5 protein-coding genes and 1 pseudogene are annotated in these 16,928 nt (G+C 69.7%); 2 read left to right on the top strand and 4 right to left on the bottom strand.

The features are described from left to right. Positions 1–104 precede the first annotated feature (104 nt). Positions 105–3,287 carry a DNRLRE domain-containing protein gene (locus V6D49_RS09410; protein WP_340558757.1) on the bottom strand — a complete coding sequence of 1,061 codons (3,183 nt, stop codon included), beginning with the start codon at positions 3,285–3,287 and terminating at the stop codon, positions 105–107. A 621-nt stretch (positions 3,288–3,908) separates the two neighbouring features. On the opposite strand from V6D49_RS09410, the gene V6D49_RS09405 reads away from it, so the two are divergent. After that, the gene (locus V6D49_RS09405) at positions 3,909–10,844 is read left to right on the top strand and encodes a polymorphic toxin-type HINT domain-containing protein (protein WP_340558756.1); all 6,936 of its coding nucleotides are present in this window, start codon (positions 3,909–3,911) and stop codon (positions 10,842–10,844) included. Positions 10,845–11,447: 603 nt separating this feature from the next. Here V6D49_RS09405 and V6D49_RS09400 read toward each other — a convergent pair. From V6D49_RS09400 to V6D49_RS09390, 3 genes and pseudogenes are all read right to left on the bottom strand, one after another. Continuing rightward, positions 11,448–12,202 (bottom strand): annotated as a pseudogene (locus tag V6D49_RS09400) (helix-turn-helix domain-containing protein). A 773-nt stretch (positions 12,203–12,975) separates the two neighbouring features. Continuing rightward, a complete protein-coding gene (locus V6D49_RS09395) occupies positions 12,976–13,554 on the bottom strand; it encodes a hypothetical protein (RefSeq protein WP_340558754.1) in 579 nt (192 codons plus the stop codon). A gap of 174 nt (positions 13,555–13,728) precedes the next feature. Continuing rightward, positions 13,729–14,991, bottom strand: a complete 1,263-nt coding sequence (locus tag V6D49_RS09390; protein WP_340558753.1) for a nucleotide sugar dehydrogenase — start codon at positions 14,989–14,991, stop codon at positions 13,729–13,731. Positions 14,992–15,179: 188 nt separating this feature from the next. Here V6D49_RS09390 and V6D49_RS09385 point away from each other — a divergent pair, with 188 nt between their 5' ends. Then, positions 15,180–16,886, top strand: coding sequence for a glycerol-3-phosphate dehydrogenase/oxidase (locus V6D49_RS09385; protein WP_340558752.1), 1,707 nt, complete (start codon positions 15,180–15,182; stop codon positions 16,884–16,886). The last annotated feature ends 42 nt before the right edge of the window (positions 16,887–16,928 follow it).

The following is a 16,928-nucleotide window of genomic DNA, read 5'->3' as shown; positions in this document are numbered from 1 at the left end:
CACGGTGCGCACGGTCGTCCGTCAGGGCGCGCCGCGTACCGGGCCGGGGGAGCGACGAAGCCGCGCCCCCGGTCAACCGGGGGCGCGGCGGGGTCGGTTCGGGATCAGCCCAGGGCGGGGATGTTGCTCTGCTGCCAGCCGCTGCTGCCGACCTCGACCCGGGTTCCGTGGGTCTCGGCGCCGCCGGGGTAGAAGTAGAGCAGGCCCGTGCGGGTGGTCGCCCAGAAGTCGGGCACGCCGTCCCCGTTCGCGTCGGGGGTGCCGCGCAGGACGGGCAGGTGCTCCGGCAGCCAGGCGGACGTGTCGTAGACCTCGTCCTGCCCGGTGCCGGACGCGGAGCCGCTGCCGAGCGACTCCAGGTTCACGCCCCCGCCCGACCCCGGCTTCCCGTGCCGGAGCTTCAGCCCCTCACCGGAGACGCCGGTGCGGAACAGCAGGTCGGCGGCGTCGTCACCGGTGAGGTCGCCGACGAGCACCAGGTCCCGGGTCTCCCAGGCCGCATCCGTGTCCAGCCGGTGCGCCGAGGTGAACGCGCCGCCGGTGTAGCCGGTGAAGGCCCACAGCTCGTCGCCCGCGAGGGCGAAGGCGTCGGGGTGGCCGTCCCCGGTGCTGTCCTCCGTCGTGACGAGCTGCGTCAGGGTGGCCGGGTCGGGTGCGTCCTCCGGCAGCAGCACCGGCAGGCGCTCGCCGACGTCGAAGCTGCCGTAGCCGTCACCCGGGTAGAGGTACAGCTCGCCGTCGGGCATCCGGGCGAGGAGGTCCGAGATGCCGTCCCCGGGGAACCAGTCGCCTGTGTGGCTGATCGGGACGGGCTCGCCGGCGTCGTCGAACCAGTAGCCGTCGTCCAGCGCGGCGCCGCCGTCGTGCGCCCCCGCCGTGTGGATGTGCACGGCACCGCCGTCGGCGGCGGGGTAGGTCCGCAGGTTGCCCAGCCGGTCGATGGCGAGGAGGTCGGGGGTGCCGTCGCCGTTGAGGTCGCCGGGGGCGTCCAGCGTGTCGGCGGGCGTCACGTAGAAGAGGTAGCGGATCTCGGGGGACTTGTTGCCGACGCCGTCGACGGCCCGCACGTACAGCAGGTTCGGCCCGGGGTAGGTCGGCTCGAACGAGACCGTCGCCGTGCCGTCGGACGCCGCGTCGGGGGACGTCCGGTCGAAGCTGCCGGAGTTGAGGCTGTACTCGAAGTGGTCCGTGCCCGCGCCGGACTCCGTGGCGAACGTGACACTGCCCGCCGTTCCGAACCGGACGGTGGACCAGACGCCGCCGTCGTCCCCCGGAGCCGGGAAGTCGTCCGAGGACACGGTCGGGGTGGGCGGTGCCGAGTGGTCGATGACGAAGCGGCAGGGGTCCGGACCGAGGGGCGCGTAGGTGGACTTGGCACCGTCGGTGTCCCAGGAGCGCACGCCCCAGGAGTAGTTGCCGCCGTCGGTGAAGTCCTCCCAGGGCAGGGTGATCGACGCGTAGCCGTTGCTGTCGGGCGTGCGCACGTCGCTGTAGACGGCGTTCGCGAAGTCGCCCGTCGGATACACCGCGAAGTGCAGGTACTTGAGGTTGCCGTCCGGGTCGGAGCCACGGGCGCGGAAGGTCAGGTCGTGCTTGCCGACGGAGGCGTAGGGGCTGGTGAGGTCGCAGTCCGGGCCCGGCGTCATGGTCTGGTTCGTGGGCTGGTTGGGCGTGCGGTTGTAGACGATCTCGATGTACGGCGAGTTCTCGCCGTTGGCCCGGAACTTCTTCCACGCGTTCGTGTCCGTCTCGCTGGCCGCCCGCAGGCCCAGCGTCAGGGTGGACCACTCCTTGTCGGCGGCCTCCTGAGCGGCCGACTTGATGTTCATCCCCACCCACTTGTCGGGACAGGAACCGGACTTGTAGCCGTGCCCGTTGGTCTCCGAGTCGAGGACCCGGTACCAGGAGGGCTGGTCGGACCAGCTCGACCCGCTGTTGATCGTGCTCGTCAGCCACAGGTTGTACTTGCGCGCCGAGCAGCCCCACGAGTACGTCTGCAACGTCCGGAACGTCGCGGACTTGATGCTCGCCCCGTGCAGGTCGGAGTCGTGGTAGAAGGTGAAGACGGACCGGGAGAGGCCACCCGTGGTCGACTCGTACCCGACGCGCGCCTCGTTGGTGCCGTCGTTGAAGTTCTGGCCGTTGTAGAAGCTGGAGTCGGGGTACTTCTTGTACAGCAGCGTCCAGTTCTTCTTGCGGCCCTTGAACGACGGGTCGATGAAGAGGGGGAAGACGGTGTCCTCGGCGGCCAGCAGGTCCGCCTCGGGCGTGACGGTCAGCACGTCCTCACCGGTGTCCTCGTCGAGGCTCGCGGCGAGCACCGCGTCGTGCGCGCCGGGCCGGGGCCCGGCCAGCCCCGGAAGGTTCAGCGTCTCGCTCACCGTCTCGATGACGTCGGGCTCCTCGCCGAGCGTGACGGCCGGCTTGCCCGCCGAGTCCCACGCGAAGGCGGTCGGGGAGGCGGCCACCTCGTTGCCGTCGGCGTCCACGGCCTGCACGGTGTCGGACGCGGCGTTCAGCCGGAACGTCAGGTCGGGGGAGGAGAGGCGGTACCGCAGCCGCTCCAGCAGGGGGTCCTGAGCGGCGTCCCGGTCGTGCACGATGAGCACGTGCGAGTAGCCGCTGTCGCGGGCCGTCATCAGCAGGTCGATGCCGGGGCGCACGTTCTCGTAGAGGGCGCGGGGGCCGCTCACCAGCGGTTCGGGCAGCGGTCCTGGCCAGCTGACGGTGAGTTCGTGGCCGCCGGTGGTCAGCCGGACGAGGCGGGTCCACTCGGTGGTGGCGTCGGCGTCCCTGCCGAGCTGCGGGCGTGGCCCCTCGTCCGGTGTGCCGGCGCTGAACAGCAGGGGGTCGTTGACGGCCTTGGGCGCGTAGCCGCCCGCGACCTCCTCCAGGTCGGTGTCGATCTCCTGCCAGCCGTCCTCGGTCTCGGCGCGGATGGTGTCGCTGTGGACTCGGGTGCGCAGGTAGCCGTCGGGTTGGGCCCACGTCGTGGCCGTGGCGCCGCGCTCGGTCTCGACCTCGACGTCCTCGCCCGTTTCCCGGGCCTTCTCGGCGGCGGCCTCCGCGTCGAGGGGAGCCTCGGCTTTCGACCGCGCGGCGGGCTCGGGCGCCTCCCCGTCGTCGCCGGTCAGGTGGATTCCGAGGGGCAACGCCAGCGCGAGGGCGACGAGCGTGGCGAGGACGGCCGCTCCGCGCCGGGAGGGCCGCCGGAAGCGACGCGCACGGGCCGGGGTGGTCTCCTCCCCCGTCCCGTCCGCCTCCTTCGTTTCATCCACGGCCGCCATGCGTCGTTCCCCCCAAGGAGTGCCAGAGCTGTTCGGGCATCCACCTGCGGCGGTCGGAGGAAGAGGAATACGTCCCCCCGCGATCGGCCGCGCGCAACGAATGCCAGCAGAGCATGACCCATCTCCACGATTTCGTCACCGGTCGTCGTTTCGGAGGGGGCGCGTACCTAGCGAAGGGCGGGGAAAGCGCACAGAATGCGGAGCCGATGCGTCCGGACACTGCTCTCGCTGTTGGAACACCGTCAAAACCGCCATAACGGTACGAACAGCCAGGGTGTTTGCCCAGTTCACAGGCGTCATGTCCACTGTGGGTAGACACTCGGTGAACTATCTGTACATGCACGTCATGCAGGTTGATGGGCCCTAATTCAGCACCCCGGAAAATCCGTCCGTTATTCCGTGGTGAGCCATCTCACACCGGTCCGCAGAATGTGGAATCACCGTGACGGGCTGTGCATAGTTACCGCGGTTCTATGTCTTTTCTGTGTGGGCTGCCCTGCTGTCTGCGCGGCTTTTTCTGGGGGGTCCACGGTGTCCACGCATGTGTTGCGCGGTCGGTTCCGTCGTGCGGTGCGGCGCACGGGAAGCGGCGGCACCCGTCGGCTGAGAAGCGGCCTGGGTGTGTCCCTGTCCGCGCTGATGGTCGTGACGCTGCTGCCCGCCACCGCCGTCGCCCTCCCGCCCGGCGACCCGCGCGGCGGCCCGGACCTCACCGCGCTCCAGCAGGAGGACCCGGCCCCGCTGGACGAGGCGGCCGCCGCCGAGCTGGAGGAGTGGACGGGCGACCTGCCCCCGAGCGTCGAGTACCAGCCGACCGACGTGGCCGTGCCCGCCGGGGGCACCGCGCAGGTCCCGCTGGACGCCGCCGGGGACGAGCTCGTCCAGGCGGGCGACCTCCCCGTCCGCCTCGGCAAGGCGACGCCGAGCACCGAGGACCCCACCCCGCCCGAACCGTCCGGCACCTGGAACGTCGAGGTGGAGCCGCGCACGGCGGTGGAGGGCGTCGGCGTCGACGGCGCCGTCATCACCGTGACGCCGCCCTCCGCCGAGGCCACCCCCGTCGACGTCGAGCTGGACTACTCGGCCTTCGAGGACCTCTACGGCACCGAGTGGGCCTCCCGGCTGGAGATCGACCAGCTCCCCGAGTGCTTCCTGACGACCCCCGAGCTGCCGGAGTGCGCGACGCCGGTCGACGTGCCGTCCAGCAACGACGCGGGCGCCGACACCGTCCGGGCGACCGTCGACCCCGCCCAGGCCCAGGCGTCCGGACTCTCCACCCAGGCGGGCGGCGGCCCCATGGTGCTCGCCGCCACCGACTCCGGCGCCGGCGCGGGCGGCACCTACAAGGCCACCGACCTCTCCCCGACGGGCACCTGGACCGCCGGCGGCTCCGGCGGCGGCTTCACCTGGGCCTACCCGCTCAGCGTCCCCGCAGCCCCCGCCGGCCCGGCGCCCAGCGTCGGCTTCAGCTACTCCTCGCAGGCCGTCGACGGCAAGACGTCCGTCGCCAACGGGCAGGCGTCCTGGATCGGCGACGGCTGGAACTACCACCCCGGTTTCATCGAGCGCCGCTACCGCCCCTGCTCCGACGACCGCGACGGCTCGCCCAACAACGACAACAGCACCGACAAGAAGAAGTCCGACCTGTGCTGGGCGAGCGACAACGTCGCCCTCTCCCTCGGCGGCACCACCACCGAACTCGTCCTCGACGACGGGAAGTGGACCCCGGCCAACGACGACGGCTCCCAGGTCGAACTCAAGAAGGACACCGCGCTCGGCAACGGCGACAACGACGGCGAGTACTGGGTCGTCACCACCCGGGACGGCACGAAGCACTGGTTCGGCAAGCACAAGGTCGGCGGCGGCCGGGCGGACACGAACTCCGTCTTCACCGCCCCCGTCTTCGGCAACCACGCGGGCGAGCCCTGCCACGCCACCGCCTTCAAGGACTCCTCCTGCACCCAGGCGTGGCGCTGGAACCTGGACTACGTCGAGGACGTCCACGGCAACGCCATGGTCATCGACTGGCTCAAGGAGACCAACCACTACGCCAAGAACGGCAAGTTCAAGGACCACGTCTCCTACGTGCGCGGCGGCCACCCCAAGAAGATCGACTACGGCCTGCGCGCCGACGACCTCGACGGCGCCCCGGCCGGCCGCGTCACCTTCTCCCTCGCCGAGCGGTGCATCAAGGAGGGCGAGGTCGACTGCACGGACGCCGACTTCGACTCCGACAACTACGGCGACAAGCAGCCCTGGTGGGACACGCCCTCCACCCTCCACTGCAAGGCCGACGCCGAGAACTGCTACGTCTCCTCGCCCACCTTCTGGAGCCGCAAACGGCTCTCCGGCGTCACCACCTACGGCCAGCGCACCCCGGACTCCACCGCGTTGTCGAAGGTGGACGTCTGGACGCTCGACCACTACTTCCCCAAGCAGCGCACCGACACCCACCCGCCGCTGTGGCTGGAGTCCATCACCCGCACCGGCTACAGCGCCGACGGCTCGGGCACGACACTGCCCCCGGTGACGTTCCTGCCGAACGTCGTCGACATGCCCAACCGCGTCGCCCGCTCCACCAGCGACCCCACCCCCGACTTCGACCGGCTGCGCGTCGAGACGATCCGTACCGAGACCGGCGGCGAACTCCAGGTCACCTACTCCGACCCCTGCCCGATCGGCGCCTCCCCGGACCCGGAGAGCAACGCCTCGCGCTGCTTCCCCGTGCACTGGTCCCCGGACCCGGAGCTGGAGGAGCCGGAGATCGAGTGGTTCAACAAGTACGTCGTCACCAAGGTCGTCGAGAAGGACCGCGTCGCCCGCCAGCCCGACGTCGTCACCTCCTACGCCTACGAGGGCGACGCCGCCTGGGCCAAGGACACCGACGAGTTCTCCAAGCCCGAACTGCGCACCTACAGCCAGTGGCGCGGCTACGGCTCCGTCGTCGTCCGCAAGGGCCTGACGGAGAACACCGGCGACCACGACGCCACCGTCCGCACCGAGACCCGCACCCGCTACTTCCGGGGCATGTCGAAGGACGCCGGCCGGGCGACCGTCATGATCGAGGACTCCACCGGCCAGGAGATCGCCGAGGATCTGCTGCCCTACCAGGGCATGGCCGTCGAGGCCCTCACCTACGACGAGGCCGACGGCGACGTCCAGGCCCGCACCGTCACCTGGCCGCGCGCCGAGCTGCGGGCGTCCCGGCCGCGCGGTGACGGGCTGCCGGACCTGGAGGCGTACCGCACCGGCGTCCGACGCACCGACGCCGTCGAGGTGACCAGCAGCGGCACCCGCACCGTCCGCACCGTCACCACCTTCGACCCGGTGTACGGGCTCCCCGAGACCTCCTACGCCTCCACGCTGACGCCGAAGGAGGGCGGCGGCCACACCCAGGGCAACGAGGTGTGCACCACGACCTCCCACGTCCACAACACGGCGAAGCACCTCATCGGGCTCACCTCCCGGCAGCGCGTCACCGTCGGCGACTGCGCGGCGGCGGCGACCGCCGGGGGCGGGGACGTCGTCTCCGACACCCGCACCTCCTACGACGCGCTCGACGCCTTCGGCGACGCCCCGACGCGCGGCCTGCCGTACCAGGTCGACACCGTCGACGCCGACGGCACCGGCTGGGTCACCTCCGCCCGCACCACGTTCGACGCCCTCGGCCGCGCCACCGCCGTCAAGGACGCCGAGGACAACGTCACCCGCACGACGTTCGCCCCCGCCACCGGGCCCGTCTTCTCCAGCACGACGACCAACCCCCTCGGCCACACCACGACCACCACCGTCGACCCCGGCCGGGGCACCCCGCTCACCACCACCGACACCAACAGCCGCACGACGACGATGGCCTACGACGACCTCGGCCGCGTCACGGCCGTGTGGACGCCGTCGCAGAAGCCCGCCCTCGACCCGGCCGCCCAGCGGTTCTCCTACCAGATCGACGAGGACACCCCGCCCGCCGTCACCACCCGCAGCCTGCGCGACAACGGCACCTACGACGACTCCATCACCCTCCTCGACGGCCTCCTGCGCCCGCGCCAGACCCAGACCGAGGCCCTCGGCGGCGGCCGCATCGTCACCGACACCCGGTACAACTCCCTCGGCGCGGTGGCCGCCACGAACAACGGCTACCTCACCACCGGCGAGCCCAAGGCCGAACTCTTCGTCCCGCAGAGCGTCTTCGAGATCCCGCACTCCACCGAGACCGCCTACGACGGCATGGGCCGAGAGGTCAAGGAGACCACCCTCTACGCGGGCACGGCCAACCACTCCACCGTCACGACCTACGGCGGCGACTGGACGCTCACCAACGCCGGCCTCAACGCGGAGGGCACGTCCACACGTCGCGGCAGCAAGGCCGTCAAGACCTGGACCGACGTCCTCGGCCGCACGAGCCTCGTCCAACACGCGACCAACCCGGCCGCGTCCAGCTGGAACGACACCCGCTACGCCTACGACGCACGCGGCAACCACACCGAGGTCACCGACGCCGAGGGCAACGCGTGGACCTACACCTACGACGCCCGCGGCCGTCTCACCACCACCACCGACCCGGACATGGGCGAGGCGACGTACACCTACGACGTCCTCGACCGCCAGGTCACCAGCACCGACTCGCGCGGCCAGACGCGTCACACCACCTACGACGTCCTCGGCCGCAAGACCCACCTGCGCGACGACTCCGCCACCGGCCCCCTCGTCGCCACCTGGACCTACGACACCCTCCTCCAGGCCGAGGGCCTCCCCGTCGCCTCCACCCGCTACACCGACGGCGCCGCGTACACCACCGAAGTCACCGGCTACGACCTCGAGTACCGGCCGACGGGGACGCGGCTCACCATCCCCATGACGCCGAAGACGGCGGGCCTGGCCGGCACCTACGAGTACCGGCAGACCTACACCGAGACCGGAAAGCCGGAGACGAGCACACTGCCCTCGACGCCGGGCGGTCTGCACTCCGAGAAGGTGATCACCCGCTACGACGGCGAGGGCTCACCGATCACCACCTCCGGGCTGGACTGGTACACCGGCGGCACCCACTACAGCCCCTACGGCGAGGTCCTGCGGACCGTCTCCGGCGAGGCGCCGCAGCGGATCTGGTCCACCTACGAGTACGACCCGAACACCCGGCGCCTGGACCGCCACGTCACCGACCGCGAGAAGTCCGGCCCGCACCGACTGTCCGACAACTGGTACGGCTACGACATCGTCGGCAACGTCACCTACATCACCGACATCGCCACCCCGGTCATGCGCGACCGGCAGTGCTTCAGCTACAACGCCATCGGCCAGCTCCGCCACGCCTGGACCGCTGCCACCGGCGGCTGCCCCCGCGCGACGGGCGCCCGCGACTCCGCCCCCGACCCCGCGGACCTCACCCTCGGCCCCGACGGCGACGGCTACTGGCACACCTACGAGTACGACGCCATCGGCAACCGGACCCAGCTCACCGAGCACGACCTCACCGACCCGGCGCTCACCGACACCCACACCTACAGCTACGACGGCCCCCAGCCCCACGCCCTGACCGCCGTCAACTCCACCGAGGTCGACACCACCGGGACCGTCGAAAGCCTCCAGACCTACGCCTACGACACCACGGGCAACACCACGGAGCGCCAGATCGGAGGTGACACACAACAGCTCACGTGGAGCCCCGACAACAAGCTCACCGCCACCGACACCACGGGCGACGGCGTCGACGACGTCTCCTACCTCTACGACGCCGACGGCAACCGCCTCATCGAGACGACCGCCACCGACTCCACCCTCTTCCTCGGCGACGCCCAGGTCACCGTCGACACCGCCGGCCGCGCCATCGAGGCCCGCCGCTACTACACCCACCCCGGCGCGCCGACCACCGTCCGCACCACCGGCGGCAGCGCGGACCTGGACGACCACGAGCTGTCCGTCCTGGCGTCCGACCACCACAACACGGCCACGACGGCGGTGACGCTGGACGCGAACATGACGGTGGCGCGGCGGAAGTTCGACCCGTTCGGCAACCCCCGGGGCGAGGAGCCCACCGCCTGGCCCGGCCGCGACTCCTTCCTCGGCACCGGTATCGACGACCCCCTCACCGGCCTGACCCACATCGGCGCCCGCGAGTACGACCCCACCACCGGCCGCTTCATCTCCGTCGACCCGATCATCGACATCACCGACCCACTCCAGATGAACGGCTACGCCTACGCCAACAACAACCCGGTCACCAAGTCCGACCCCACGGGCCTCATGATCTGGGACGACGCGACGGGCCAGGGCTACGGCAACCAGCAAGTACTGCACAGCACCCAGCAGCACCAGGGCCTCCGTGACGCCAACAATCGGCCTACCCCGGCGTACAAGGGTCTGCTCACGCAGCAGAAGACGTATTACAACGACTGGAAGAGCCAGGTTTCCACTTATGAAGAGGAAGGCTCCACGGGCGTTGACTGGGATGGGGACGGCTACATTTTCGTTTACCACAGCGTTTACGTCCCCGTGGAACACAAGGGCATCGTCCCTGAATTCCGTGACTTTCTCTTCTCCAAGCTGAAAGAACTGTGCTACCGCCCAGACGGTAGGTGCTACGAGGACACATCAGTGCCTTCCAATGCCTACAGCGTCTATCAGGCGGTTGGTTTCGCCTGTCACGAGGCCGGCGGTTGCCCGGACGAAATGTGGACCACCTCAGGCGCGGTATCTATGGGTTTTGGCGCCTTCGGCGTTACACCCGGCCGATCGCCTGCACTGCGACGAGGGAGTTGCAATAGCTTCGTTCCAGGCACCGGCGTTCTCATGGCTGATGGTTCCGTCAAACCCATCGAAGAGCTGGCGAACGGTGATCGCGTACTTGCTGGAGACGCGTCGTCTGGTGAAACGAGCAGCCAGACGGTAACTGCGGTCATCAAGGGCGAAGGCCAAAAAGAACTTATCCGCATAACCGTTAAGACTTCCGATGATGACCGTGGAGAGTCCACAAACACGCTGACTGCAACAGCCAATCACCCATTCTGGGTCCCTCAAGCCGAGGCCTGGCTCGACGCCGAAGACCTGAAACCAGGGCAATGGCTGCAAACGAGCGCAGGCACCAAGGTTCAGATCTCAGCCGTCAGGCGCAGCGCTGCTCACTCAGTAGTCCACAACCTGACAATCAGCGACCAGCACACGTACTATGTGCTGGTCGGGGCAACTGCCGTCCTCGTTCACAATGCGAACTGTTCCAGTAATGCCAAGATTCTCAGCGACAACCTTCAAACTAGTGGTGCCGCGCGGCCTGCGGAATCTGCTGCGCATCATATCGTGGCCAGTACTTCACCGAAGGCTGCAGCTGCACGTCAGCGACTCGCGAGCTTCGGAATAGACATCAACGATGCTAGTAACGGTGTGTTCTTGCCACGCGGGTCCAAGTCGGCAAACCCGACAGGTGCATCCGTTCACTCGCGAATACACACGAACGACTACTACGCTTACGTAAACAAGATGATCGGCGGTGCGAGAAATGCAAAAGAGGCTCGAGACGTTCTACAACATCTGCGAGGTCAGTTGCAGGACGGGAGGTGGCCCTAAGCTTGAGGTGTAGTCCATTTGGGTGCGTCTACGATTTCGTTAATTCGCGATAGATCAGTTCGAGGGATACGATCGATGAAGCGACCAGTCGGCTCTGCGCAAAGCGTTCTGCTAAGTATCGTTGACGAGTTGACCTCAGGGTCAGGGGTTCCCAATTTCCAAGATGCCATGGATGCTATCGCTAGTTTCGCGCGAGTTCAGTTCGACGTGCCGAACGAGTCCGACTCGGATGGCTTTCTTTTCCAGTATGGCGAAGTGAACTGGTACTCTGAGCCTGTATTTGCCGTGGGGTTCGTGCGGCAGATGGAAATCGTTGACGCTGGGGGAGAGCATGAGGGGTACTCGCAAGTTCAGCTTGAATACCAGTACTCAGTTGACGCGTCTCTGCGATCCCTGGCAAGCCACAGTTCCTGGTGCTTCTATGAGGACGAGGCGCGCTTCGGTGAGTGGCTCGGATTGGTGAAGCGAGACTCTGTTTGGAATGCTATCCGAGAGAAGAAACTTGTAAATTTTTGCATCTCTCAAGAGTCCGTTTAGGGCTATGTGGTCGTCGGTGTGATGCGTGCGTTAGTATTACTTGGACATGTTCATGCAGTGGTGGAGCTATTCAGTGCTCAGTGGTTGGCGGTTGTAGGTGTCCAGGGTGGGTTTGGTCGTGGAGGAGTCTTGGAGGGTGAGTTCCCAGGGGCCGGTGTTGATGTCGAACTCCTTGCCGAAGCCGACCCATTTGCCGGTCATGCGGCGGCCGGTGGGTTCCGCGAGGAGTTGGACGGCGCCGTGGTAGCGGGCGCCTCGGTAGTAGCTGTCGTCGGCGGTCCGCTCGGTCCAGGTGCCGGTGACGATGTTCCGGTCGGCCTCAAGGTCCATCGTCAGGGGTGACGGTGAGGAGCCGGGGAGGCTGCGGACGGTCAGGCGGGTTCCGTGTTGGAGGATCACGACGTAGTGCAGGCCAGTGAAGACGGCGTCCCGGCCGGAACTGAAGTACTCGTAGCGTGAGAGCCAGACGCCGGAGTAGTTGGTGCGGGGTGAGGCGGTCGATGTGGTGGGTGAGGGGGAAGGGCGGAAGCCTGTTGCGGTAGTGGCGGGGGCCGTGTCGTGACCGCCGTGGCCGTCGTCCGTGACGCGGGCGAGGGCGGCGATCGGGGGGAAGCCGAGTGCTTCGATGGGAAGTCCGGTGACGCGTTCGAGGGCCTTGGCGTACAGGGGCGTGGGCTGGTGATCGTCCCGGCCTCCCACCTCTGGACGAGGCGCTTGGAGGCGCCCGGTACGCCTGCTTCGCGTAGCGCGCGGGCCAGGTCGTCCTGACTCATCAGAAGCCCCATCCGGGCGGCACGCAGAGCGCTGTTCGGTGTCGTCATGCCTCGCTACGGTACGCCGCTTGCGTCGCCTATGACACCGAAATGACGCCCTAGCCGTCGCCGACATGACGTCTTGTCAGCCGCCGTGTGAGTGCGCCGTTCACCGCGAGTCTGGAGCGGTTGGTGTTCGGACTCCATGAAGGGGCGGTGTCGTGTTGCGAAGAATGCGGGGCTTCAGGGGAGAGGTGGGGCGCTTGGGGTGGCGTCGGGTCGGCAGTTTTGCCGGGCCCGCACGCGTCGTCAGAGGCAGGGTCGTTGTGTTGGTTTGGTCGTCGCCGTTCCTGTCGGGCGGGGCACGCTGTGTTGTCTGGCTGCCCGGCGACGACGACGTCACGGCCATGGTCCGTCCCGAGATGGTGGCTGCCCAGCTCAACGCGGCGTGTAGGGCGGAGGGGATGGCGTGACGCGGGGCGTGGTGGAAGCGGCCGCTGTCATGCTGGTCGTCGTCGCGGTGTCCGGGGGAGTGACCGGGATCTGGCACGGGATGCCGCGTGCCCTCTGCGCGGACCTCGCGGAAGAGGAGCGGCCATGATGACGATGACGGTCTACCGCCTCGGCGCGGACGGCAGGCGGACGGTGCTCTCGACGCGTGAGGTGAGGCGGCCGACGGCGCAGGAGTGGGTTCCGGAGTTCTCCGGGTGGCCGCCGTGCCGCTGTGGCCGGTGCGAGGGGGCTGAGGGCCGGGAACGGCGTGGTGGGGTGGCTGAGGGGGAGCGTTGAACGTACGGCGGCCCGGCGCTGGGGGCGCCGGGCCGGGGGTGGGGTGTGCGGGGTCAGCTGCGGCAGAGGGCGTAGGCGGCGGCGTAGCCGCTGGCGGCCTTGGCGGCCCAGGCGTTCTGCCGGTACTGGGAGGGCGCGTTGACCTCGATCATGTCGTAGGCGGCGCCGCCGTAGCTGTAGGACGGGCTCATCACGAAGCCACCGGAGATCAGGCTCGTGTTCTCGGGGCACTGGGCGTAGGAGGTCTGGGAGGAGTCGACGGACGGGCCGGCGACGGCCTTCGTGGGTGCCGACGCGCTGTCGCACAGGGCGTACGCCCTGATCGTCCCGTTGTGGACCTGGGCGGCCCAGGCGCCCTGCCGGTAGGCGGAGGGGGCCGAGACGTCGACGGTGTCGAGCAGGTCGCCGTTGTTGGCGAAGACGCCGTTCGCGGCGTAGCCGCCGCCGATGAGCTGGGTGCCCGTGGGGCACTGGGCGTAGCTGGTCTCGCCGGCCTTCATCTCGGGACCCACCACCGTTCGCACCGTGGTGTCGGCGGCCGCCGTCCCGGCGGTCCCGGCCAGGCCGGTCGCGGCCAGGGCCAGGGCGGCCACGGCGAAGCCCAGGCGACGGCCCGTCACGTTCTTCCTCACGTCGTCTCTCCTCTCGTGCCCGCCGCGCGGCGGGCACGGTGCTCAACGGCGGGTGGGAGGGGAGGAACCGGGCGGGCGCGGTTCTCTCACGCCTTCGTGTCGGACGTGGCCGTGCGCGGCTTCTCCGTTGCCTCGTGCGGGCATGGGGCGTTCTTACGGAGCCTCCGGAGGTGCTCAGAGCCGGTACGCCGTGCCGGTGGGGGTGGTGCCGCGGGTGTCGAGGAGGAGTTGGGCCTTGGCGGCCAGCCCCGCGAGGTCGTAGGTGCGGTGGGGTTGGAGGAGGAGGGTGAGGTCGGCGGCGCCGGCCGTGTCGTAGAGGCTGTCGGCGCGGGGGATGGGGCGGCCGGCCGCGTGCCACTGCGGGACGTGCGGGTCGTGGTAGCTGAGCTGCGCGCCGAGGTCGAGGAGGCGGGTGGCGATCTCGCGGGCGGGGGAGCCGGCCTGGTCGGCGAGGTCGGGCTTGTAGGTGACGCCGAGGAGGAGGATGCGGGCGCCGCGTGCGGACTTGCCGTGCTCGTTGAGCAGGGTCGTCGCGCGCTGGGTGATGTAGCGCGGCATCCGGTCGTTGACCTCGCGGGCCAGCTCGACCAGGCGGAGCGGGTGGCCGAGGGTGCGGTTGCGGTAGGCGAGGTAGTTGGGGTCGACGGGCGCGGCGTGGCCGCCGACGCCGGGCCCGGGGCGGAAGGGGGCGAAGCCGAAGGGTTTCGTCTCGGCGCAGCGGATGACGTCCCACAGGTCGACGTCCAGGTCGTGGCAGAGGATCGCCATCTCGTTGGCCAGGGCGATGTTGAGGTGCCGGTAGTTGACTTCCAGCAGGTGCGTCGTCTCGGCCTCGCGCAGGCCCCGGGCGCGCACCACCTTGTCGGTGAGGCGGCCGTAGACGGCGGCGGCGGCCTCGGTGCAGGCGGGGGTGTAGCCGCCGATGACGCGGGGGACGGCGCTGTGCCGGAAGGCGCGGTTGCCGGGGTCGAGGCGGGCGGGGCAGACGGCGAGGTGGAAGTCGTGGCCCGCGCGGAGGCCGGAGCCGCGTTCGAGGAGGGTGCGGATCTCGGTCTCGGTGGTGCCGGGGTAGACGGCCGACTCGACGACGACCGTCGTCCGGGGGCGCAGGTGCGCGGCGAGGGTGGTGGCGGCGGCGCGGACGGCGGTGAGGTCCAGGGCGCCGTCGGCTCCCAGCGGCGTCGGGGCGCAGAGGAGGGCGGTGCGGACGCGGCCGAGGGCGGCCGGGTCGGCGGTGGGGGCGAAGCCGGTGGAGAGCATGCGGCGGATGTCGGCGGCCGTCAGGGTGCCGCAGGGCGGCTGGCGTCCGGTGGCCAGGTCGGTGACGGCGCGTTCGTCGGCGTCGTAGCCGATGGTGCTGATGCCCGCCGCCGTCGCGGCCTGGGCTGCGGGGAGGCCGAGATGTCCGAGGCCGACAACGGCGAGATCTGCGGGCATGACGGCGATTCCCTTCCCCTGACGAGTCCCCGGGCGGCCAGCGCTATGAACCGCTACGTCAGGTTAAGCGCATATATGACAGATATGGTGGATTACGCAGGCTGTGGACAACGAGCGGGTCAAGGTCGGCGTCATGGGGGAGCATCGACGTGTGGGCCTGACGACGGTGCGACACCCGGGAGGCAACGATGAGGACAGCGACGATGGGACCGGCGGAACGGGCCGAGTCCCTCGCCCGAATGGCCGAACGGGAGCTGGACGTTCTCGTGGTGGGCGGCGGGGTGGTCGGCGCCGGCACGGTGCTGGACGCCGCCACGCGCGGGCTGTCGACGGGCATCGTGGAGGCGCGGGACTGGGCGTCGGGGACGTCGAGCCGGTCCAGCAAGCTCATCCACGGCGGGCTGCGCTACCTGGAGATGCTGGACTTCGCGCTCGTGCGGGAGGCGCTGAAGGAGCGCGGGCTGCTGCTGGAGCGGATCGCCCCGCACCTGGTGAAGCCGGTGCCGTTCCTCTACCCGTTGCAGCACCGGGGCTGGGAGCGCTGGTACGCCGGCTCGGGCGTGGCGCTGTACGACGCGATGTCGGTGTCCTCCGGGCGGGGGCGCGGGCTGCCGCTGCACCGGCACCTGAGTCGGCGGAAGGCGCTGCGGGTGGCGCCGTGCCTGCGGGATGACGCGCTCGCGGGCGCCTTGCAGTACTACGACGCGCAGACGGACGACGCCCGGTTCGTGACGGCGCTCGTGCGCACGGCGGCCTCGTACGGGGCGCACGCGGCGAACCGCGCGCGGGTCGTCGGCTTCCTGCGGGAGGGTGAGCGGGTCGTCGGGGCGCGGGTGAAGGACCTGGAGTCCGGCGGTGAGTTCGAGGTGCGGGCCCAGCAGGTCATCAACGCGACCGGGGTGTGGACGGACGACACCCAGGGGCTGATCGCGGAGCGCGGGCAGTTCCACGTGCGTGCCTCCAAGGGAATTCACCTGGTGGTTCCGCGCGATCGGGTGAACTCGTCCACGGGCCTGATCCTGCGCACGGAGAAGAGCGTGCTCTTCGTCATCCCGTGGGGCCGGCACTGGATCGTCGGGACGACGGACACCGGGTGGGAGCTGGACAAGGCGCATCCGGCGGCGTCCAGCGCCGACATCGACTACCTGCTGGAACGCGTCAACTCGGTGCTGTCGACCCCGCTGACGCGCGACGACGTGGAGGGGGTCTACGCGGGGCTGCGCCCGCTGCTGGCCGGGGAGTCGGACGCGACGAGCAAGCTGTCGCGCGAGCACACCGTCGCGCACCCGGTGCCGGGGATGGTCGTCGTGGCGGGCGGCAAGTACACGACGTACCGGGTGATGGCGAAGGACGCGGTCGACGAGGCCGTGCGCGGGCTCGACCACCGGGTCGCCGCCTGCTGCACCGAGGACGTGCCGCTGGCCGGGGCCGAGGGCTACCCGGCGCGGTGGAACGCCCGCGCGCGGACGGCCGCCCGCACCGGTCTCCACGTCGCACGGGTCGAGCACCTGCTCAACCGCTACGGGACGCTGGCGGAGGAGGTCCTCGACCTCATCGAGCGGGAGCCCCACCTGGGCGAGCCGCTGCCCGCCGCCGACGACTATTTGAAGGCCGAGATCGTGTACGCCTGTTCGCACGAGCAGGCCCGGCACCTGGACGACGTGCTGACGCGGCGTACGCGCATCTCGATCGAGACGTTCGACCGGGGGACGCGCAGCGCCCGGGAGTGCGCGGAGCTGATGGCCGGTGTGCTGGGCTGGGACGAGGGGCAGATCGCGCGCGAAGTGGAGCACTACGAGAAGCGTGTTGAGGCCGAGCGTGAGTCGCAGCGCCAGCCTGACGACCAGACGGCCGACGCGGCCCGGCTCGGGGCGCCGGAGATCGTCGGGGGGTGAGCGGGCCGCTTCCCGTCGCCGTCTCCCGCCCACGGCCGCTCG

The organism is Streptomyces sp. GSL17-111 (genome assembly GCF_037911585.1).
Taxonomy (GTDB): Bacteria; Actinomycetota; Actinomycetes; order Streptomycetales; family Streptomycetaceae; genus Streptomyces.
This window is presented reverse-complemented; position numbering and strand designations above follow the sequence as displayed.

Excerpts from the sequence above, each read along its gene's own strand:
- V6D49_RS09410 (WP_340558757.1), bottom strand. The coding sequence starts at position 3,287 with ATGGCGGCCGTGGATGAAACGAAGGAGGCGGACGGGACGGGGGAGGAG.
- V6D49_RS09390 (WP_340558753.1), bottom strand. The coding sequence starts at position 14,991 with ATGCCCGCAGATCTCGCCGTTGTCGGCCTCGGACATCTCGGCCTCCCC.
- V6D49_RS09385 (WP_340558752.1), top strand. The coding sequence starts at position 15,180 with ATGAGGACAGCGACGATGGGACCGGCGGAACGGGCCGAGTCCCTCGCC.